This window comes from Corynebacterium lehmanniae (assembly GCF_043161975.1).
Lineage (GTDB): Bacteria > Actinomycetota > Actinomycetes > Mycobacteriales > Mycobacteriaceae > Corynebacterium > Corynebacterium lehmanniae.
In genome coordinates this window covers 2,207,694-2,228,712 of record NZ_CP170998.1, presented here as the reverse complement: position 1 = coordinate 2,228,712, position 21,019 = coordinate 2,207,694, and the positions used below count along the sequence as shown (strand labels likewise).

13 protein-coding genes are annotated in these 21,019 nt (G+C 64.7%); 2 read left to right on the top strand and 11 right to left on the bottom strand.

Features of this window, described 5'->3' with window-relative positions; genetic code table 11:
• Positions 1-96 precede the first annotated feature (96 nt).
• Entirely contained in the window at positions 97-1,272 is a 1,176-nt protein-coding gene (locus ACF3NP_RS10630) for a helix-turn-helix domain-containing protein (protein ID WP_181889345.1), read from the top strand.
• Here ACF3NP_RS10630 and ACF3NP_RS10625 read toward each other — a convergent pair.
• From ACF3NP_RS10625 to gabT, 4 genes are all read right to left on the bottom strand, one after another.
• Complete coding sequence (locus ACF3NP_RS10625) at positions 1,232-2,869, bottom strand: thiamine pyrophosphate-dependent enzyme (protein WP_181889346.1); 1,638 nt, start codon at positions 2,867-2,869, stop codon at positions 1,232-1,234. The genes ACF3NP_RS10630 and ACF3NP_RS10625 overlap by 41 nt on opposite strands.
• Positions 2,870-3,029: 160 nt before the next feature.
• A complete protein-coding gene (locus tag ACF3NP_RS10620; protein ID WP_181889347.1) occupies positions 3,030-4,400 on the bottom strand; it encodes an aldehyde dehydrogenase family protein in 1,371 nt (456 codons plus the stop codon).
• A gap of 19 nt (positions 4,401-4,419) precedes the next feature.
• Positions 4,420-5,808 (bottom strand): NAD-dependent succinate-semialdehyde dehydrogenase, encoded by a 1,389-nt coding sequence (locus tag ACF3NP_RS10615; protein ID WP_392398677.1) that lies wholly within the window; start codon positions 5,806-5,808, stop codon positions 4,420-4,422.
• Positions 5,809-7,122 (bottom strand): 4-aminobutyrate--2-oxoglutarate transaminase, encoded by a 1,314-nt coding sequence (gabT, locus tag ACF3NP_RS10610; RefSeq protein ID WP_181889349.1) that lies wholly within the window; start codon positions 7,120-7,122, stop codon positions 5,809-5,811.
• 127 nt (positions 7,123-7,249) lie between these two features.
• Between gabT and ACF3NP_RS10605 the strand changes: the two genes are divergently transcribed.
• Positions 7,250-8,689 (top strand): PucR family transcriptional regulator, encoded by a 1,440-nt coding sequence (locus ACF3NP_RS10605; protein ID WP_392398676.1) that lies wholly within the window; start codon positions 7,250-7,252, stop codon positions 8,687-8,689.
• A 9-nt stretch (positions 8,690-8,698) separates the two neighbouring features.
• Here the strand turns inward: ACF3NP_RS10605 and ACF3NP_RS10600 are convergent, their stop codons facing one another.
• From ACF3NP_RS10600 to ACF3NP_RS10570, 7 genes are all read right to left on the bottom strand, one after another.
• Complete coding sequence (locus ACF3NP_RS10600; protein WP_181889351.1) at positions 8,699-11,005, bottom strand: LamG-like jellyroll fold domain-containing protein; 2,307 nt, start codon at positions 11,003-11,005, stop codon at positions 8,699-8,701.
• A 252-nt stretch (positions 11,006-11,257) separates the two neighbouring features.
• Positions 11,258-12,235, bottom strand: coding sequence for an ATP-binding protein (locus ACF3NP_RS10595; RefSeq protein WP_392398675.1), 978 nt, complete (start codon positions 12,233-12,235; stop codon positions 11,258-11,260).
• Positions 12,196-12,801 carry an AlbA family DNA-binding domain-containing protein gene (locus ACF3NP_RS10590; RefSeq protein WP_392398674.1) on the bottom strand — a complete coding sequence of 202 codons (606 nt, stop codon included), beginning with the start codon at positions 12,799-12,801 and terminating at the stop codon, positions 12,196-12,198. Before ACF3NP_RS10590 ends, ACF3NP_RS10595 begins: the two co-directional genes overlap by 40 nt.
• 682 nt (positions 12,802-13,483) lie before the next feature.
• Entirely contained in the window at positions 13,484-13,741 is a 258-nt protein-coding gene (locus ACF3NP_RS10585) for a hypothetical protein (protein ID WP_181889353.1), read from the bottom strand.
• Positions 13,742-13,759: 18 nt separating this feature from the next.
• Positions 13,760-15,070 (bottom strand): inorganic phosphate transporter, encoded by a 1,311-nt coding sequence (locus ACF3NP_RS10580; protein WP_181889354.1) that lies wholly within the window; start codon positions 15,068-15,070, stop codon positions 13,760-13,762.
• A gap of 85 nt (positions 15,071-15,155) precedes the next feature.
• A complete protein-coding gene (locus ACF3NP_RS10575; RefSeq protein WP_181889355.1) occupies positions 15,156-16,517 on the bottom strand; it encodes an aromatic amino acid transport family protein in 1,362 nt (453 codons plus the stop codon).
• Between the two features lie 214 nt (positions 16,518-16,731).
• Positions 16,732-20,979, bottom strand: a complete 4,248-nt coding sequence (locus tag ACF3NP_RS10570) for a trypsin-like serine protease (protein ID WP_181889356.1) — start codon at positions 20,977-20,979, stop codon at positions 16,732-16,734.
• Positions 20,980-21,019 lie beyond the last annotated feature (40 nt).

The window sequence follows — 21,019 nt, the reverse complement described above, 5'->3', positions numbered from 1 at the left end:
ATTGTGTCCCCTGACACTATTGGGTAACCGCCGTGATCGGCACCTCTTTGCGGACATCTGGCACATCTCATAACCCGCGCTTGTAACGTTGTGCACATGCACACTGATTCGACGGACGGCTGGAACGACATTGTCCAGCAGGTTCGTGAGGACTTACCCGAGCTCGTCGATGCTTTCCTCGAGCAGTTCCACGACTTGGGCTACTACCGCGAGGACATCGTGGACGACGCCGAGCTCCGCTCGACAGCCTCCAGCATCCTGGGGCTTTTCCTGGTGCAGCTCGAATACGGGATGGATGAAGACTCACTCGCAGCGCACGCCCGCCAGCTGGGCACCAAACGAGCGCACCAGGGCGTGCGCCTGTCCGCGCTGGTAGATGCCATCCAGATCGACTTCACTGTGTTGTGGGACCACTTCCGCGCAACGGTTTCCCCGGAACAGCTGCCTGTGCTGGTGGAGCACGTGGCGGACATTCAGAAGCTGGTGTCGCGCTACACGGTGCATATCCGCGGCGCGTATGCGGCCGAGCAGGCGCGGGCGCGGCACGACGCCCGTTTCGCCCACGCCCGCCACATTGAGCGGCTCTTTTCCGCCGAGCATTTGGGGGAGCAGGCCATGGGGGCCATCTCCAGGGCACTGGGGATTGCGGAGGGCACCGCCATCGACCTCGTGGTGTTCCACCCCAGCGAGTGGGCCCCGGCCCAAACCGTGCTGGAGCCTCTCGCCGCCCGCGGGGAAATCTTCGGCCACGGATACCACGGCCTGTACGCGGCCTTCTTTCCCGCCAGCACACAAGCCCAGGATTTCATCCGGGATCACACAGACCACCTCGGTGCGGTGACGTTCAACCAGCTCCCAAACTTGGCGGCGGTGCGAGCCGCTGTGCGTGCGAGCGTGAGCATGTTCGACGCCGCGGAAAACCCCGGCCGCCTCATCCCTGTGCAGGACGTGGCCTGGGCGTTAGCGGCGCAGCAGATCCGCCCGTTGCTTCCTGTGCAGCTTCACGCTGCGCACGCCGGGGTGGTGGAGCTGCGCAAGAGTGCGCCGGATGTGGTGGATACCGTGGAGGCGTACCTGAAAAGTGGATCCACCAAAGATGTGGCAGCGCTGCTGCACTGCCACCGGAACACGGTGGTCAACCGCCTGCAGTCCTTCAAGGCGCACACCGGCCTGGACGTCACCGTCCCGTCGCAGGCGGCGCTCGCGCTGGCCTCGCTACCGTGGAAGGGCGCTATTCCGGCAGCCCCAGCTCCTGCGCCACAATCACATTGACGATGGCGGGCACGCGCTCCTCGCGCACCTTCCGCAGTGCCCGCTCGATGGCACCGGCGGCCTGGTCGTCTGCAGTGACCAGCTCGCCATGGCCGCCAAACGCTTTCGCCACCTCCGCAAAATCCGGATTGACCATCTGGGTTCCGCTCACCCTGCCCGGGAAGTACTTCTCCTGGTGCCCGCGGATAGTGGAGTACTGGCCGTTGGTCACCGTCACCGCCAGGAACGCGGTGCCCTCCTGCACTGCGGTGGCGAACTCCTGGCCGTTCATCAGGTATTCGCCGTCGCCGGCGATCGTAACAACGGTGCGTTCCGGGAACTCCAGCGCGGCGGCAACCGCCGCAGGCACCGAGTACCCCATGGAGCCGTTGCGCATGCCCAGCTGGGAGGGGAACTGCTCGGTGCGCAGGAAACGCTGGGCCCAGATGCAGTGGTCGCCGGCGCCGAAGGTGTAGATCCCGTCGTTGCCAACCTGCTCCTGAAGCTGCCGGAACACCTCCTCAAGGTGGGCGGTGCCTTCAGGTGCTTTACGCCAGGTATCCGGCTGGCTGATCGCGGCAAAGTCGAGGTGCGCCTGGTGCGCGGCGGCGTAGCGCTGCTCGTCCGCCACCGGCACGTCCAATGTGGCCAGCGCGTCCACGAACTCCGCTGGCGAGGCCACGATGTGTTCGGTCACCGCGCCGGAGTGGCCGCGCAGCGCTGTGTCCATCAGTGCGATGATGTTCACCGCGTCCGGGCTTTGGCGCAGGGTGTAACCGTCCGTCGGGACGTCGGTAAGCGCCGCGCCTACCTGCACCAACACATCGGCGTCGTCCAACAGGCGCGCGACGTTCTCGTCGCGGCCGTAGCCCAGCCAACCGGCGTTGGCGGCAGCGGAAAACGCGATGCGGTCCGTTGCGCGCCAGTCGTGCACCACCGGAATGTTGTGGGCGTCCGCGAACTCGGCGAGTTTGCGCGAGGTCTCCTGGTCCCACCCGGGGCCACCTGCGTAGATCAGCGGCCGTTTCGCGGAAGCAAGCTGCTTTTCGACGGCGTCCCGTTGCCCCTGCGACGCCCCTCCCCGCGACACCGGGCGGGGAGGATACACAGTGCCTTCGAACTCTTCGTAGAGCACATCTTCCGGCAGACCGACCACTACCGGTCCGGGGCGGCCGGTGGAAGCCTGGAAGAACGCGTCGGCCACGACGCGGGATGCGGAAGACGGGTCGTCCAAAACGAACACCTGCTTGGCCTGCGTCCCAAACCACGCCTTCGGGTCGAACTCCTGGAAGGACTCGCGGTCCCGGTCCGAAAACGGGATCAGTCCGACAAACAGCACCATCGGGGTGCAGTCCTGCCATGCCGCATGAATGGCCACGAAAGCGTTGGACGCACCCGGGCCGCGGGTGACCATGGCAACGCCGGGCTTGCCCGTCGCCTTGCCCTGGGCTTCCGCCATGTAGGCGGCGCCGCCTTCCTGCCGGCAAACCACTGTGTCGATGGAAGAATCGTGCAGCCCGTCCAGCACCGGGAGGAAGCTTTCCCCAGGGACGATGAACGTGCGCTCGACGCCCTGCGCCTCCAGCGCGTTCACGATTTCCTTGCCGACATGGACCATGCGGGTGCCACCTTTCTCAATCGGTTATGCCTCCTCGGGAGCGTTTCCCCGAGCGTATTTGAGACGCCGCAGCCAAAAATGTGGTTGCGGAGATCCCGTGCGAAACGTCAACGGCTATGTCAGGAGCGTATGCAAATGCACACTCACCCAGCACCGCCGTCTACTCGGCCACGTAGTAGAGCTGCTTGTTCACAAACTCATCCATGCCCACCGGGCCGAGTTCGCGGCCGTAGCCCGATTGCTTCACGCCGCCGAAGGGCAACTCAACCCCCTCGCCGGCGGGAGTGTTCACGTTGGCCATCCCAACCTCCAGACGGTCTGCGACGGCCTTTGCCCGGTCCTCGTCCGTGGAGAACACCGCACCACCGAGCCCGTATAGGGAGTCGTTTGCAAGGGCGACGGCTTCCTCGTCCGAGGAGACCTTGTACACCTCGGCGACGGGGCCGAAGAATTCCGCGTAGAAGGGCTCAGACCCCCGGGGGATGTCCGTGATTACAGCGGGGGAGACGTACGCGCCGGACTCGCTGAGCTCTCCGCCGACCCGCAGGTTGGCGCCGGCGGCAACGGCCTCGTCGAGCTGCTGGCGCAGCCCCTCTGCCGCGCCTCGCGACGACAGCGGGCAATACGTGCCCTCTTCCACCTTGTCCCAGGTCGTCGGCCGCATCGCCTTTGCCAGCTCTACCAGCTCAGCCACGAACTCGTCGTAAATATGCTCCATCACAATCATGCGCTTGTTGGAATTGCACGCTTGGCCGGTGTTGATCATTCGGGTGGTGAAGGCCAGCTTCGCCGCCGCGGCCACATCGTCCGTATCCAGCAAGATGTAGGGGTCTGTGCCGCCAAGTTCCAGCACGACTTTCTTCAGCTTCTCGCCGGCTTGAGCCGCGACGGCCGCGCCGGCACGCCCGGAGCCAGTAAGAGAAATCCCCTGGATACGCCTATCCGCGATAATGTCCGAGACCTGTTCATGCGAGGCAAAGACGTTGACGTACACGCCGTCGGGGATCCCGGCCTCGCGCGTGAGTTCCTCGAATCGCAGTGCGCTGCGCGGGCAGATCTCCGCGTGCTTGAGCACGATGGTGTTGCCCAACATCAGGTTCGGGCCCACAAAGCGTGCGACCTGGTAGTAAGGAAAGTTCCACGGCATGATGCCTAGCAAGGGTCCGAGGGGCAAGCGGCGCATCACCGCTGTGCCGCCTTCGGTTGGTAGCTGCTGTTCCGCCGCGAATTTCTCGCCGTTGTCTGCGTAATAGTCGATGATATCGGCGGAAAACTCGATCTCCGCCACCATCTCCTGCAACGGCTTGCCCATCTCTGTGCACGACACTTCTGCGAGCTCGCGGCTGTTGCCGCGGAGAAGCTCCGCGAGCGTTTTCAAGCGCTCCGCACGGTAGCTGTACGGTTGCGCGGACCAGCCGGCAAAAGCGGCGGCGCTCGCTGCGATCGCGTCCTGGACCTGCTGATCAGTAGCGCCAGTGAAGGTCTCCACGACTTCGCCGGTAGCCGGGTTGGTTACTGCGTATTGGGACATGGTTGTGATTCCTTTCTGGTTACAGCGCCAGGTACTTCACGTCGAGATACTCGTCGATGCCTTCGGCGCCGCCCTCCCGGCCGAAGCCGGATTGCTTGATACCACCGAAGGGGGCCGCGGCGTCCGAGATGGCGCCGCGGTTGATGCCCACCATGCCGGCCTTGAGCTCTTCGGCGAGACGGTGGCAGGTATGCACGTTCTCGCTGAATCCATACGCCGCCAGCCCGAACTCGGTGTCGTTGGCGGCAGCGATGCCCTCGTTGAGGTCGGCGAAGGTGGTCACGGTGGCCACCGGACCGAAGATCTCTTGGCGCAGGATGGGGGCGTCCGCAGGGACGTCGATGAGGACGGTGGCCGGGTAGAAATAGCCCTTGCCTTCGGGGACCTCGCCGCCGGTGGTGACGGTGGCTCCGGCCGCAACCGCCTTATCGACGAGCTCCGCTATCCCGTCGCGCTGCTTCGCGGTGATCATCGGGCCGAGCGTGACGCCGTCGTCAAGGCCGTTGCCCATAGTCACCTCCGACATGCGCTGGGTGAGGCGCTCGGTGAACTCCCCGGCCAGAGACTCGTGGACGATAAAGCGGTTCGCCGCAATGCAGGCCTCGCCGCCGTTGCGCATCTTCGCCTGCATGGCGCACTCCACAACGAGATCCAGGTCCGCGTCCTCGCAGACCACAAACGGCGCGTTGCCGCCGAGCTCCATCGAGGTGCGCAGCAGATTGTCTGCAGACTGCTTGACCAGGATCTTGCCCACTGCGGTGGAGCCGGTGAAGGTGATCTTGCGCAAGCGCTCATCCGCCATCAGGGTCTCCGACAAGCCGGCGGAGTCGGTGGTGGTGAGAATCTGCACCAGGTCCTTCGGGCCGCCTGCCTCCGCAACCGCCTCGCCGATGACGTCTGCGACAAGCAACATTGTCAGCGGGGTCTCTGCGGCGGGCTTGACCACGATTGGGCACCCCGCCGCCATCGCCGGGGCGATCTTGCGGGTGGCCATGGCCAGCGGGAAGTTCCAGGGCGTAATCGCCAGCACGGGGCCAACCGGGACGCGCGTGACCGCAATGTCGCCGTTTCCCGCGGGTGCTCGGCCGAGGCGGCCGGGGATGCGCACCGCCTCTTCCGCAAACCAACGGAAGTACTCGGCACCGTAAGCAACCTCGCCCTTGGCTTCCGCCAGCGGTTTGCCCATCTCCTTGGTCATCGTGCGCGCGAACTCGTCGGTGCGCGCGGTGATCTTCTCGTACACAGCGCGCAGCACCTCAGCGCGTCCTCGCGGCGAGAACTCCGCCCACGCCCGCTGCGCTTCAACCGCACGGCCGAGAGCCGCAAGCCACTCGTCCTTGCCTGTGTCCGGTACTTGGGCGATGACGTCCTCGGTGGCGGGGTTCAATACGTCGAACTGTTTCGCCATTTACGCCACACGCTCCTTAATCGCGCCAGCGAGGATCTCCAGCCCCTCAACAAGTAGGTTCTCGGGGATCACCAGCGACGGCAGCAACCTGATCACGTTGCCGTCCATACCGCAGGTGAGAATCAGCACCCCCTGCTCCTTGCATGCGGAGGCAACGTCTGCGGTGGCCGCGCCGTCCTCAAGCTCCAGCGCGATCATCGCGCCACGGCCGCGCAGCTCCCGCACTCCGTCGAGCTCCGCCAAGGGTTCTAGGTGTGTGCGCACGATTTTCTCGATCTCGCGTGCGCGGCCCGGCAGGTCGTGCGTTTCCATCTCCTCGATGGCGGCCAAGGCGGCGGCACAGGCAACGGGGTTGCCACCGTAGGTGCCGCCAAGCGCGCCGGGAATGGGGGCATCGATGATTTCGGCGCGGCCCGTGACACCGGACAGCGGCAGGCCGCCGGCGATTCCCTTGGCCGTGGTGATCACGTCCGGCACCACGCCCTCGTGGTTGACGGAGAACCACTCGCCGGTGCGGGCGAATCCGGCCTGGATCTCATCGGCGACGAAGACGACGTCGTTGTCGCGGCACCACTGCGCAATCGCCGGCAAGAACCCTTCCGCGGGGACGATGAAGCCTCCCTCGCCCTGAATCGGCTCGATGACCACGCAGGCGAGGTTTTCTGCGCCGACCTCCTGCTCGATGGTTTTGATTGCGCGGTCGGCGGCTTCTTGGCCCGTCAGGCCGTCGCGAAGCGGGTAGGAGCCCGGCACCCGGTGGACGTCAGAAGCGAAGGGGCCGAATTTGGTCTTGTACGGCTTGTTCTTCGCCGTCATGGCCATGGTGAGGTTGGTGCGTCCGTGGTAGCCGCGGTCGAACACCACTACCGCTGGTTTTCCGGTGTAGGAACGCGCCACCTTCACAGCGTTTTCCACCGCCTCTGCTCCGGAGTTGAGCAGGAAGGACTTCTTGGCAAAGTCGCCCGGGGTGAGCTCGTTGAGCTTCTCACACACGGCGACGTAGGACTCGTACGGCGAGACCATGAACGAGGTGTGGGTGAACTTCCCTGCCGCGTCTGCAACCGCCGCAGCAACCTTCTCGTTGGACGCGCCGACCGAGGTCACGGCGATGCCAGAGGCGAAGTCGATGAACGCATTGCCGTCCGCGTCCACGAGCACTCCACCGTCACCCTCGACCACATAGCCAGGCAGCCCGGGGGAGAGGGCGCGCGCCACAGCACTCTGGCGGCGAGCGTCCAAATCCTTGCTCTTTGGCCCCATCCCGTCGGTGCTCACGCGGCGTTCTTGGGGGAGGTGGTACTTCAGATCCTGCATGCTGTGCTCCTTGTCTCCTTGCAACCATCGTTTCAACGTGTTGCAGCACAGTATGGGGACTCGGTGTGACCGGCGCCATGTACAGTGTGGCGATATTGCATCGACGTGATGTACGGAATGGAGCCCAATGGATCTGACCTTCACCTGGCTCACGCACAAACCAGAGCTGGCATTGCGCCAAGTTGTCGCCCCCTCTACCAGCGGCTTCGCGCTTGCGCAGACGAACGAACTCGAGGACGCCACCGAGTTCATCCAACCCGATTCGCTTGTGCTCACCGTGGGCATCGCCTTCAAGGACAACCAATCGGACCTGGGGCGCTACATCGACCACCTGGCGGACGCCGGGGCCGTGGCGATCGGCTTCGGCACCGGCCTGACGTTTACCACCATCCCCGAGCAGGTGGTCACCACGGCCCGGCGGCGCGGCATCGGACTGTTCGAGGTGCCGCGCCACATTCCGTTCATTTCGATCCTGACGGCGATCCACCAGGAGCAGCGCCGCCGCGCCCAACTTGAGCAGCAACGCCTCATCGACGACCAGGAACGCCTCACCCGCGCCGCCATCCCAGGCTCGTTGGACATGCTGGTCAGCACGGCTGCTGAGCTGCTGGATGCCAGCGTGCGCATCAACGGGCCCGGCGCGGCGCCGGTGGCCGCCGCCGAGTCCGCCGGGTACACACGCGCCGTGGACGAGGGCGCGCGCCTGCGCAGCTCAACGCACCGCCTGGTGTCGGGGCCGAAGCGCCCGTACTCGCTGGAGGTTGCCTCGGCGCAGCGTCCCCCTGCCGCGCTGCTGCGCCACTGCGCTGGTCTGGCAGACATGCTGCTGGCACGCCCCGCGGAGCTGCGCGCGGCACGCAACGAGCTCAACGCTTTCGCACTTTCGGCACGCTTCGGACTCGGCGACGGGTCCACGCTGCTGCCCCGGGGCTTCGACACGCCTATCGACGACTCCGGTCTCACCCGCCCAGCCGTCATCACCGCCGATAGAACGCGTGCACTCGAACAGGCGCGCAACGCACTAGATACTGCGGCCGACGCACAAGGGCACTTTCTGTACGCGGCGCCCCTCGACCGGCTGAGCATGGTAGTGCTGGTCCACCCCGACCAAGACGGCGCGGACTTTCTCGCCGCTCTCGGCGCCACCGCTCAGCGCGTGCGCGTCGCCGTCAGCCGCCCGCTGCCTGCGGCAGATCTCGATGCAGCCCACATCCGTGCGTTGAAATCGCGGTGCGGGGTGCTCGCACTCGGCGACAGTTCTCTTCCCGGTTCTTCGCGCGCGAGCTGGCTGACCGAACCCGCGGTGGCGGAGGCTCTGCGAGCACAACGCAAGGAACTATTCGGCGTGCTTGAGACGGAGGACGCCGAGCGCCACACCGACTACGCCAGAACTCTGACCGTGTTCTTGCAGCACGGCGGGCAACTGGCCCAGACCGCAGAGGCGCTAGGCATCCACCGGCACACCGCCCGCTCCCGCATTGCACGGATCCAGGAGCTGTGCGGCATTGACCTTGCTGATCCAGCGACGTTCGCGGAGGCGTTCTTCGCCGCAACCAGCGAGGTCTAGGCCGCAAACCTACATCTGAGGCAGGAACGGGCGCAGCTGGTCCACAATCCACTGGAGCGTTCCGCCCGCGCCGGCGAGCACCGCCACGAGCAGGCCGAGCACGCCCACCAGCACGCCGCCGGCGAAGGCGCCGACGCTGCTGCCCACGTTGGAGGAGCCGTCGCTGGAGGAGCTGTCGTCGGTAGGCTGCGGCTCGGCGGTGACAGTGGTCGGCACGGCCACGGTCGTGGTCGCGGTAGTCGGCGTGCCTGACACAGTGCTGGTGACGGTGGTCGGCACGGCCACGGTGGTCGTCACCGGAGCAGGCGCGGACGAAGGCGCAGCGGAAGAGGGAGCAGCGGTGGTGGTCGGCGCCGGGGCCTTGCCGCGGGCGGTCAGCCACTGGTCCGGGCCGATCGGGTGGTCCACCATGCGGATTTCGCCGATGTTGCCGAACCAGCCGTCGACCTTGTCGTTATCCCAGGCGGAGGTGCCCAGCAGCCACTTGTCGCCGTTGCCGCCCATGCCCAGCGGGCCGTAGCCGTCGCGCAGGATCGGGGAGCCGTCGACGTACATGGTCACGGACTTATCGGCCGGGTCGTTGACCACGGCGATGTGCATCCACTTGCCCTTCGGCACCTCGTGGGTCCAGTTGGAGAAGCCCTCGCCGTTTTCGCCGTAGGAGTACCACCGCAGTTCGCGCAGGCTGGACACGCCGAGCATCTGGATCGGGTCGCCGTCCTCGTCCTCGGGGTGGGTGATGGTGCCGGAGGCGTCGCGGATCAGGGCGTTGGACCACTTGTTGTTGTCGGCGTTCCAGTCCTCGTCGAGTTTGAGGAACGCCTCCATGGTGTAGCCGTCCTTGAACTCCTCCGAGTTGATGTCCGCGCCGGTGGCGGTTTCGAACCAGGCGGTGGAGTGCTTGAACTTCGGGTCCTTCCAGCGCAGGGAGCCGCGGTCCGCGGACAGCGGGTGCTTGTCGTCGGAGAAGGTCACCGCGTCTGCGCCCGCCGCGATGCGGTGGCGTGCGCGGGTCATGTCGTCGCCGTTTGCGACGTCGGGGATGACGGCGCCGGCGGGGGCAGCTTCGCCGTCGTTAAGCAAAGTGCCCTCGACCTTCGTCTGGCCGGGGCGCCAGTGCACGACGGTGCCGTCCACGTACGCGTAGTCCTGCTCGTTTTTCGGCTCGTCCTTTTCGGTGACCTCGTAGGCCTTGTAGCCGTCGGTGATGGTCTGCTTCAGCGCCTCGTTGTAGTCCGGGTCGTTGGCGTCGCCGGCCGTGAAGTCCGGCGCGAACGCCTTGAAGCGCTCCGCGAAGTCCAGATCGATGGTGTAGGAATCGCCCTCGCCCTCCATGATCAAGTGGTCGAAGGAGGTGAGCTGCTCGTACTTCTTGGACTTCACCCACGGCGAGTACGCGAGCATCTCCAGCTGGTTGTTGGTCAGGTCGAACTGCAGCTGACCCATCAGACCGTTACCGCCCAGGTAGGCCATCTGGTAGTCCTGCAGGATGTTGATCACGTCGTGGCCGGCATCGTTCTTCTCCACGTGGTAGCCCGCGCCGTGGTGGTGGCCGGCGATGGTGAGGAAGATCTGGTCGTTTTTACGGATCAGCTTGTCCCAGAGGTGCTCGCCGTACTCCTTGGTGAAGTAGGTGGAGCCATCACCGTTGATACCCGAGATCTCGTGCGTGGTGAGGATCACGGGCAGCTCCGGGTGCTTATCGATGACCTGCTGCGCCCACTCCAGCGTTTCATCGTTGGCGCGGAAACCGAGCGCGAGCACCAGGTACTTCTGCCCCTCGGCTTCGAAGATGTGGTACTCCGAGTCGACGCTCTGGCCCGGGAAGGCGTAGCCGTCGCCGCCGTTGTGGATCTCCGTGGAGGCGGTGCGGCCCATGTAGGTGGAGTTCTTCTTCGCGCGCTCCTCCGGGAAGTACTCGGTGAACGCGGATTTCCCGTCGAACATGGTCAGGTCGTGGTTGCCCGGCAGCACGGAGTAGTTCACTCCGGCGTCCTCGAGCTTTTTCATCGCGCGGTCCGCGATGTCCCAGCTGGCGCGGTCTTCCGGCTGGTCCACCACGTCGCCCAGGTGGGTGACAAACTGTGTGCCGAGCTTCTTGTGGTTTTCCGCCAGGAACTCGGTCTGCACATCGAACGGGTTGGTGCCGTAGCGGTCGCCGAAGATGTCGCCGGCGGCCTCGGTGCCGTAACGGGCGTAGAACTGGGTGTCCGGCATGACGCCGAGGGTGAAGCGGGAGGCGAGATCCTCCGCGTTGGCGACAGGAACTGGGGTGAGCAGGGCAAGGGCGGTGATTGCGGCTACGTGCTTGCGCATGGCGGTCCTTCGTTTCAGGCAGTTGCGGTTGAGCAGTTAGAAACGTAGCGCCCTCAGGTTTCGCTGAGGTGAAATTCAGGTGAAACTTAAGCTTATCGACGTTCAGCTCCGCCCTGCCGCCGTTTCCCGCCGTTTCCCCAGGGATTCTTTTCGGGACCGTTCTTCGGTTCCGAAAGATATAGGAAAGATATGGGGGGCGGTTTTTACTATTTTACCTGGTCAGCGAATTGTTCCGATATCTTTCTATATCTTTCACGCCCGGATCCAGCGGGTGCCGCGCCCACGCGGGGGACCTTCAGGGTCAATCTGTGCGCGACCAAGGCTGCGCAGGTGGCGGAGAATCCGCCCCGCCTCGGCGACGCTGACGCCGGTTTGGTCTGCGATATCGGCGGACCGGAGCGATTCGCCGTCGACAAGCTTTGCTTCTATCCACTCTTGGATGCTCACCGTTGCTAGGTCGCCTGCCCGCCCGCGCCCGAGCAGCTTGCGCGCTTCGCCGCTGAGCGTCCACTCGCTGGCGTCCGCTACCGAATCGAGTAGTCCAAGCTCGACGAGCACGCCCATGAGTTCTTCCACCTCGAGGGCAGTGAGCTGCGTTTTGTGGGCTGCAGTTGCCGCAGTGATCAGAGGCGCGGAATTGAGGTGCCAAAGCACGATCAGCGTTGCGACGCTGCCAATAACCGCCTCGCCGTAGAGTTCCGACAGTTTCCTGAGCCCCTTGATAAAGGTCGTGTCGGGCTGCTGCGCGGCCAGGACCACCTGGACATGGGACCCGGTGGCAAAAACCTCCGGGACGTTTCGCCCAGTGCGGATCATCGTGGCCCACATGCGGTCGAAACCGCGCGAGCTTTCCTCCGCCAGACCGAGCGTCCGCATCGCCGCCATGAGCCGGTTGTTCCTCGGAACAGATGTGGTGGTCAGCAGCTTATCCACCGACACTCCCGGCGGCAGGGGACCGGGCGAGGTGATCTTTAGCGTGCGGTAGGTCTGCTCAACCACAACCGGGCCGGGCAGCCGCCAATCGCGGTGAATGAACGCGTTGGAAACCACCTCATCTACAGCCTGCTCAGGGAAGCGGCTGATGGCGATCTCTTCACCGCCGTCGAACTGCACCCGTTCGATCTCCCTGTCCCCATTTTCCGCAATCAGGCGCCGCAGGCGGGGCAACGCCAGCAAAACTGGATCCGAAATCAGCGTGGCCTTCGGGTCTTCCCCGGGATACTGCGCCACAGGTGCCGGACTACAACGTCTGTGGGGTCAGGATCGGCGAGGAGAATCTCAGCCGCCTGCTTGAGCTGGCCGTCATCGCGCACCAGACCAAGTTCGCGCAGCAGCCCGGTCGTTGTTTGCGGAACCGCGGCCTCAGAACCGCGCGCCCTTCTGTGCTCGCGGAGCATCCTCCGCGCCTCTTCAATCACAGCCAACGGCAGATCGTCCACGGAAATGTCCGCGGGGCCGTTCGAATAATCGGGATTGCGCCGGGCCTCGTCGATCGAGCGGCGCATTTCCTCAGTCATCGGCTGGCAGGAAAACTGGGCATCTGCCGTACGACGTTTCGCAGCACCGTCACCCCGGGTGTAGAGCGCCCGCGCCTCCGGCACATGGATAACCAGAAGCCTCGCTCCCCACGCTCGTACTGGCGTGATCTGCACATTCATGTTTGGCTTCGTGCCGTTGAATATCTTCTGAGCGAGCTTTTCTTCGTCCATCTGCGTACCGGTGAATGCGGCCTCGCCCGTGGCTTTATCCGCCACTCCCACAACAATGTGGCCGGTCGCAGCTTCACTGTTAGCCATGCAGATGGCTTCATTCAACAGCTTCTCGACGAGCTTCGCCTTCGCCCCCTTTCCCCCTCCCGGGAGGCAGGATCCTCCTTGAACTCCAGGATGAGCGACTCCTGCGAGTCCGCCGTCGCCCCACCATGGATCGCCTCGAGAGCATCGCGGACGTGAGGGGCAAGATCATCCCAGGCAGACTCCGTAACCATGCCGCTGATTATACATTTCCCCAGGGAATTCTTTTTGGGACCATTTTTCGACCACGAAAGATATAGGAAAGATATGGCGCGGTGGATACAGGTCAAAATCTACCGTTTCCGCTGTTCAGCGAATTGTTCCGATATCTTTTCTATATCTTTCCGCACGCGAAAACCCGGGCCCGCCCCACAAGAGGGGATCGGGCCCGGGCTGTCACGACGCTGCTTTAGGAACGCGCGTCGACGTGCGGGAGCACGGCCAGCGGTGAGAGATCCGTCAGAGACGCGATGCCACGCTCCTCGTCGCGGAACCATGCGCGGACGTTGTTGATGAAGCCCTTCATGGCTCACCTCCTTTCGTTACCAGGGGAAGGTTGTTAACCTTCCGTTCACTTCGCGGTAACTCTAGGTTCGCGCAAATAGTTTGTCAACACCAACGATTGGCGCGCGTCCACGAAAAGGGCCCTGGCACGTGCCAGGGCCCTTCGGAAACTAGGGATGAGCTAGAGGAACGGGTACGGATCCCACCCGGTGAAGTACTCGATGCGCTCGCGGGCGATAAGCAGGATCGCGGCGATAACGGCAACGAACACGATGGCCAGGAAGATCCATCCCAGCACGCGGCGGCCGCCTTGCGGAGCGGAGCCGTCGCTAGCGGGAGAGAGGAAGTGGATGCTCAGGGCGTACAGGGCCGGCAGTCCGGCGCCGAGCAGGATGCCGACGGCGACAACGGAAAAAAGCGATTTCAGCAGTTCAAGCATGCGGGTTGTCCTTTCCGGCTAGCCGCGCGGGTGGTGGTCGTGGGTGGCTGCGGTGGACCCCGGCGCGCGCAGGCCGACGGAGGTGTCCACGAAGTCTGCGGGCTCGCCAGAGTCGCGGTGGGGCAGTTCGCTTTCAGACGCCCCTCCGGTGGTCTGCGCCGGCGAGTTGGAGTCGCCGTCCCAGTCGTCGTTGACGTTGTCCTTGTGCACCGGCTTCTGCGATGCCTGCCAGAACATGTAGCCGCCGCCGATGAGGATGATCAGCGCCAGGGCGACGCCGCCCCACACGAGGTCGCCGCCGAGCTCAGCGGCCCAGTGGCCAATCCACCAGGTGATGAAGGACACCAGCGCCGCAATGGGCAGGGTGGTGATCCAAGCCAGAGCCATGCGGCCGGCCACACCCCAGCGGACTTCGCCCTTCGGGCCGGTCAGGCCGGAGCCGAGGATGGAGCCGGTGGCCACGTGGGTGGTGGACAGCGCCATACCCAAGTGCGAGGAAGTAAGGATGATGGCGGCGGAAGACGTCTCAGCGGCCATGCCCTGCGGCGGGTGGATCTCCACCAGGCCCTTGCCCAGGGTGCGGATCACGCGGAAGCCGCCGGAGTAGGTGCCGATAGCAATCGCCAGCGCACATGCCAGCTGGATCCAGAACGGCATGGGGTGGTCGGAGCCGAACTGGCCTGCCGCCACCATGGCCAGGAAGATCACGCCCATGGTCTTCTGCGCGTCGGAGGTGCCGTGCGCCAGCGCCACCAGGGAGGCGGTGCCGATCTGGCCCCAGCGGAAGTAGTTGTCGCGGTGGTCCTTTTCCGCATTGGCGGTCAGTTTGTAGACCAGCCAGGTACCGATCGCGGCGATGAGGCCAGCAACAAACGGGGCGAACAGGGCGGGGACGATGATTTTGTCCAGCACGCCCTGCCATACCACGCCGTCGAAGCCGATGGCGGCGATGGCCGCGCCGATCAGGCCGCCGAACAGCGCGTGCGAGGAAGAGGACGGGATGCCGAACAGCCAGGTAAACAAGTTCCACATGATGCCGCCGGCCAGGCCGGCGAACACCACGAGGAGAAGGCGCTCGGAGTCAACTGTGTCGTTGAGGTCGAACAGATCGAGCTTCACAATGCCGCCCGCGACCGTCTTGGCCACGGCGACGGAAAGGAACGCGCCGATCAGGTTGAGTATGCCGGCGAGCGCCACAGCCACCTTGGGCTTGAGCGCGCCGGTGGCGATGGAGGTGGCCATCGCGTTGGCAGTGTCATGGAAACCGTTAGTGAAGTCGAAGAACAAAGCGACGACAATGATTAGTACGAGGAGAATTGTGATACTCACGCGGGAGATTATGCGCCTGTGCGGGCACAACCGAAACACTCGGAAGACAATGTTCGCGCAAAGTTCACCTACACGTCACCGGCACCTATCCGACGATGATGTTGCGCACCGCCACGCCCATGATCACTAGGCCCACCACCAGCACAAAGATGGTGTCCGGGCGGCGGGCGTAGTGCTTGAACGCCGTGGCCTTGTGAAACAGCAGCGCCGGCATGATGTACACCAAAAACGCCACGAACACGCCGCCGACCACGGAGATCATGTCCAGGATCGAGGGGTTCAACACGGCGACGATCACTGCGGTGACAAACACGAAGATGTTGACTGTGAGGCGAAGCGTGGACGTCGAAAAGCGAGCTGCGAAGTTCGGCGCCACACTGCGCAGCAGGTACGCGGTGCCCTCCTCCGTGCCGAGCAGGTGGCCGAAGTAGGAGGTGATGATCGCGCAGATGGCGATGATGGGGCTGATCCACGCCATAAACGGCGCGTGCGTCTCGTTGGCCAGGTACGACAGCACCGGCACGTTCTGCTCGCGCGCGGCGTCCATGCCGTCGGCGCCCAGGGCGAGGGCGCAGGACCAGACGAAGAACATGGTGAAGGTGACCAGCATGATCGCGGTGACCAGCTCCACCTTGGACACTTCGCGCTCCGTGGCAGCGACGTCTCCGTCCGTCTTCTTCTGCACGTCCAGCGCGAACTGGCTCAGCGCCGCCATGTGGCTGAAGGAAAACACCAGCACTGGCAGGATCAACAGGAGGCCCTGCCACACCGGGTAGGAGGACTCGTAGGAGCGGAAGCTGGCAAAATCCCAGCTCGGGATCAGGTACAGCGACACCGCCGCCAGCGCGATGATCAGCGGATACACCAGCACGTTGGCCAGCCACAGGGTGAGTTTCTTGCCGAAGGCGTACGCGCCCGTCATCAACCCCGCCGACGCCGTAGCCAGCACCCAGCGGCTCACCTCCGGCCCGCCGAGCTGGTTCACGATGAAGCTGTCCAGCGTGTTGGTGATGGAAATGGCGTAGATCAGCACCGTGGGATAGATGCCCAGCCAGTACACCAGCGCCGAGGCGAACCCGCGCTTGCGGCCGGTCAGCGCCGTGATCACCTGCAGCACGTCCAGCCCCTTCACCGGGGAGGCGGAGACGATGCGCGCGTAGGTGCGGTGGGAGAAAAACACCATCGGGCCGATCAAAAGCGTGGCAATCACCAGCGGCCAAAACCCGAAACTGCCTGCGTTGATGGGCAGGAACAGAATGCCAGCGCCCACGCCGGTGCCGAACAGCGTGATCACCCAGCGCATGAACGAACCGTCGGGTTCGTCGCCCTCGCGCTGCTCCTTGATCTGCTCGATGTCCGCGTCCGAGAGGTTCTCGCGGTCGAACTCTTGGCGCGAGAGCTCGAGGTGCTCGTCGCTGTGTTGCTCAGGTAGCTGGGCGTTAGTCATGGTGATCTAGATTACTCGCGGTGCCTTTGGGGCCGGTGTTTTGCATTCGCTTATCGACGACCCTCCGGTTGTGCCCGATGTCGCAGCAGCGGCGGCGCGATTCCCGGCGCGGCCGCGCCAGCAGCGCCGGCGATCCCGCAGATGGTGAAAGGCCAATGGTGAGAATTCGAAAATTTTCGCGGATTCACCATCCTCCATTCACCATCTGTGCGGTTTACCGTTTGAGAGGGAGGATCTGCGGTACCGGCGGCAGGCCGAACTGGGTCGTGTCCACCACCTGGGTGGCCAGGAAGCCGAGACCGACCAGCACCAGCGGGATCAGGATCGCCGCGATGATGCCGCCGGTGGAGCTGCCGTTCGCCGAACCGTCGTTGCCATTTCCTGCCTCCGGCTCGCTAACGTGACTGTCCTCCGCCGGGGCGACGTTGCTCTTAGCCGGGGTCATTCGGGTGGTCGAGGCCGTTTCTGTCCGCGGGGTTGCAGCAGTCGGCTCCGCAACGGAAGTCGTGGACGGCACGGTCGTCGTCAGGGTCGCAGGCACGGGCTGCTCAGAGGACGGCGCCGGTGATGTGGTGGAGGCAGGCGACGGAGAAGGCGCCTCGGTCGGGACCGGAGTGGGCTTGGGGGTCGGCTTCGGCGCTGGCTTCTTCGGGAAGGGCACCGTCATGCCGTCCAGGTTCTCAACGTTGAAGAAGTTGGCCGGGACCTGCTGGTAGTAGGTTTCGTTGCGGTCGTGGGCATCCGCCACCGCACGGAAGTTGGTGGCGGGGTTGCCGCGGGTGATCATGTCGATGCGGGCGCCGGTGTGGAAACCGTCAACCTCACCCGCGTACACAGCAAGGAAGCCCTTGCCGGGGATCCAGACCGGGGCGCCAATGGTGCGCGGGTCGGCGTGATCGGCAGAGTCAGTGAGGCCGTCCGAGAGCACGACCGCGGAACCGTCCTGGCCGAGGTAGGTGCCGCAGCGCTCGCCGGACGCGGTGGAGACGCAGACCTCATCGCCGGGGTTGGCGTCGGACCACTCAACGACGTCATCGCCGGTAACGCCGTTGGAGCCGGGCTGCACGAACGGGGTATCCAGCTCGACGTAGGCGAACTTGTTGCGCGTCGTCGTGTCAGCGGCGGGGACGGTCAGCTGGCCCAGGGGCTCGCCGAACTCGGAGTACAGGGTGTCGCCGGAGGGGGCGCAGTCGGGGGAGGTGAACAGCACGTCGTCCTGGATCAGGGAGATGCTGCAGCGGGGGTCACCGGAGGCGTCGTAAAGCAGATCGCCCTGGTTGATGCGTGGGTGGCGTTCGAAGGGGACCTCGCCGCCGTAGTGGTTGGGGCTCCAGAAGTTGGCGGATGCGCGCTGGTAGAAGCGCACGCCGAGCTCGTGGGCGCGCTTGACCGCGGCGGCGGAATCGGTCGGCGCCTCGGAAGTGAGCATGTCGATGCGGGTGGCCTCACCGCCCGCGCCGGAGACGCCGACGAAACCCTTCTGCGGGTTCCACAGCGCCGCACCGGGCTGGGCGGGCACGGGTGCGTCGTGGATGATCTGGGCGCCGTCGAGGCCGAAGAACGTGCCGCAACCTGCGTCGGAACACAGCTCGTCGCCGGGCTGCAACTCGTCCCACGCGGCGTGCTCGAGGTGGGTGTTGGCGCCCGGCTCCATGCGGCGGCCGGTCACCGCAATAATGCCTGGCGACGTCCTCTCCGTCGCCGCAGCCGGCACCTCCAGGTCACCCACGTACTCGCCGGCGGCGGTGAAGAACCCGTCGGACTGGCAGTTCGCCGAGACGTAGAGGTGCTCATCTTCGACGCGGCCGATGATGCAGGTGGGGGCACCGGAGGCGTCGTAAAGCAAGGTGCCCTCATCGAGCTTGCGGGAGGGGAAGGGGACCACCGCGCCTTCGCCGCCGGCCCTGGACCAGAAGTTGGCGTCATTGTGGGCGAAGAACTGCTCGCCTTTGCGGCGCGCCTCGCGGATCTGCTCGGTGTTGGGGCTGGCCCAGCCGTCATCGATCATGTCCGTGCGGGAACCGATGCCGTCGCGGTGGTAGACGCCCGCCAGGCCCTTGCCCTTGACGTGCAGGCCCGCGCCGGGGAGCACGCCAGGGAGGTCGTCGACGAGGACGAGCTTGGAGCCGTCGTAGCCCGCGAACTCGGTGCAGGCGTCGCCGGCGCAGACCTCGTCGCCCGGGGTCAGGTCCGTCCAGGGGATGAGGGCGGTGGTGGAGTTGTCGCCGGCAGACATGAAGTTACCGGTCACGGGGATAGTAGCAACCTGGTCGCTCACGGTTGAGGGCTTTTCTAGCTGGCCGACCAAATCGCCGAGACGGGTAAACACGTCCCATCCACACTCCGAGGAGACGACGAGATGCCCGTCTTCCACACTCGTGATCTCGCAGATCGCGTCACCGTACCAGTCGTACAGCGTCTCGCCCGCCTTAAACGTGCGCTCTGGGAATGGGACCGGCTGCGTCGGCTGCAGCTCCGCATCCACGAACATTGCAGGAGTCTTCTGGTAGTAGGGCTCATCCAGGTCGTAGGCGAGGGCTACCTCCGCAGCGTGGGAGAACTCCCGGCCTTGTACGAAGGTCATGTCGATGCGCATGCCACGGCCCCACTGATCCCTGCTGCCGGTGTAGACGCCGGCAAAGCCCTTCCCAGGGATCCACAGCGGGCCACCCGGAATGGCAAAGTCACCTTCGAAGGGACGCTCGAGCACCAAACGTGGGCCGTCGAAGCCCAGGAGCGTGGTGCACGCCTCCTCCCCGCTGGTCTTACCGGTGGTGCAAATCGGGTCTCCCGGAGCAAGCTCATCCCACGGGACGATACGGTCCGCGCCGGGCAGGTTCTCGCCCTCTCCCCAGTAGGAATCCACCAGCGTGGTGGTCGCGGTGCGGTGGTTTTGGTATGCCCCACCTTCGACCACCGCAACCTCTCGGCCCAACACCGTGTAGAGGTACTTGTGCCCGCAGTCAGTTGCGAAGTAGAGGCGATTGTCGTCGACGTAACCGACCCGACAGACCGGTTTCCCATCAGCGTTGTAGAGGAAATCGCCCTGCTTGATTACTTGCGCTGGCACCGGGATCGCCTCGCCCCGCAGCCCCAGAAGCGTGCGGTACACCGCAAAGATGGAGTAGTACGGAACGCCAAGTTCAAACGAGCGAAGCACGCCCTTCATATCAAGCGAGATTCGGTTGTTGTTGTCGGTTTCGGCGTAGGGGTAGGACGCAGACGCGGCAGTTTCGTCTTTCGCTCCACCCGAAAAGATGCCGACGAGCCCGCTGCCGTCTTTCGCCCACACAGGCCCGCCAGAGTCTCCAGGTTTGCCTACAACGCTGTCGGTCATGACGATGTCGGCCCCATCAACACCCCTGACCTCGCCACACCGGATGCGGGGTTTCGTGGTCTGCCCGTAGGCGCACACCTCAAGGCCGGGTGTGATGTCTTCATACGGCACAACGGAGTCGCCGGAGAAGGTGTTCTCACCGAGCTTCACCCACGGGCTGTCCACGGTGATGTACCCGTGGTCGTTGCGGATCTTCGTGCGATCATCCTCCGGCAGCGTCTCGTCTTCCTGGTATTTCGTGTGGAAGGTGCCTATACGCTCCAGAGGCCGGAAATCGTCGTTCCCCAGCCAGATTTCGTCCCCTTCGGAACCACAGTGGCCGGCCGAGTAGACCACGCCATCTGCAAGGAAGCCGGCCGTGCAGCGCCCCTTGCCCACGTTGATAATCGGCATACCCTGGTCAACTGCAGCCGGCCCGGGAAACACAACCTGCTCGCCGACCCCGGCTGCCGGGGAAAACTCCCGCACCTCTGCGTGCTGCGCATCGCCGTACCGCGCTTCAATGTAGGCGGGATCTACCGCATGCGGGCTCTCTACGATGCGGTCCGGACGGGTGATCAAGGAGTAGCCGCCCATCTCCCCAGTGAAGAGTCCCGCAAGACTTCTGCCGTTGGCCAGGACGGGCTCGCCCAACACCGGCGATGCTGCAGCGATGTCGTTGTCCGCCACAACGGTGCCGCCGTCAAAGCCGTAGTTCCAGCTCACCGCGAGCGAACCATCAGGCGCCTGCCGGGACAGCAAGACCGCCCCGCGCACCGCGTCGAACTCATCCAGCTCGTACTCGTTGTCCCCCTCGGCCACGTCCATGTCCAGCTTGATCCAGCCGAAGTCGTTGCGCCGCGTCTCGGGGTCATAGAGGGTTTCGAAGCTGCCCAGGTAGTTGTTATCGATGTCGCGGAACAGGTCGCCGTCGGAACCGCATTGTCCGGCGGTGAAAGCGTAGCCGTCGCGAAGCCAGCCGACCGCACACTCCTGACCATTGGAGACGTTGTAAATCAGATCGCCCTGATTCAGGTCCGCTACCGGGGCCGCCTCGGCAGCGGGTGCGGGCACTTGGCTTATCTGCGCAACCACGGCCACCGCCGTCAGCGCAGCAAGGGAACGAGAGGAAACACGAACGGACATAGACAGACCTTCGCTCTTAGTAGTGATGACAAGTTGAGAT

What these genes read in the sequence shown, in the direction of transcription:
- ACF3NP_RS10630 (WP_181889345.1), top strand. Translation starts at nt 97, where the DNA reads ATGCACACTGATTCGACGGACGGCTGGAACGACATTGTCCAGCAGGTT.
- ACF3NP_RS10625 (WP_181889346.1), bottom strand. Translation starts at nt 2,869, where the DNA reads ATGGTCCATGTCGGCAAGGAAATCGTGAACGCGCTGGAGGCGCAGGGC.
- ACF3NP_RS10620 (WP_181889347.1), bottom strand. Translation starts at nt 4,400, where the DNA reads ATGTCCCAATACGCAGTAACCAACCCGGCTACCGGCGAAGTCGTGGAG.
- ACF3NP_RS10615 (WP_392398677.1), bottom strand. Translation starts at nt 5,808, where the DNA reads ATGGCGAAACAGTTCGACGTATTGAACCCCGCCACCGAGGACGTCATC.
- gabT (WP_181889349.1), bottom strand. Translation starts at nt 7,122, where the DNA reads ATGCAGGATCTGAAGTACCACCTCCCCCAAGAACGCCGCGTGAGCACC.
- ACF3NP_RS10605 (WP_392398676.1), top strand. Translation starts at nt 7,250, where the DNA reads ATGGATCTGACCTTCACCTGGCTCACGCACAAACCAGAGCTGGCATTG.
- ACF3NP_RS10600 (WP_181889351.1), bottom strand. Translation starts at nt 11,005, where the DNA reads ATGCGCAAGCACGTAGCCGCAATCACCGCCCTTGCCCTGCTCACCCCA.
- ACF3NP_RS10590 (WP_392398674.1), bottom strand. Translation starts at nt 12,801, where the DNA reads ATGGCTAACAGTGAAGCTGCGACCGGCCACATTGTTGTGGGAGTGGCG.
- ACF3NP_RS10585 (WP_181889353.1), bottom strand. Translation starts at nt 13,741, where the DNA reads ATGCTTGAACTGCTGAAATCGCTTTTTTCCGTTGTCGCCGTCGGCATC.
- ACF3NP_RS10575 (WP_181889355.1), bottom strand. Translation starts at nt 16,517, where the DNA reads ATGACTAACGCCCAGCTACCTGAGCAACACAGCGACGAGCACCTCGAG.
- ACF3NP_RS10570 (WP_181889356.1), bottom strand. Translation starts at nt 20,979, where the DNA reads ATGTCCGTTCGTGTTTCCTCTCGTTCCCTTGCTGCGCTGACGGCGGTG.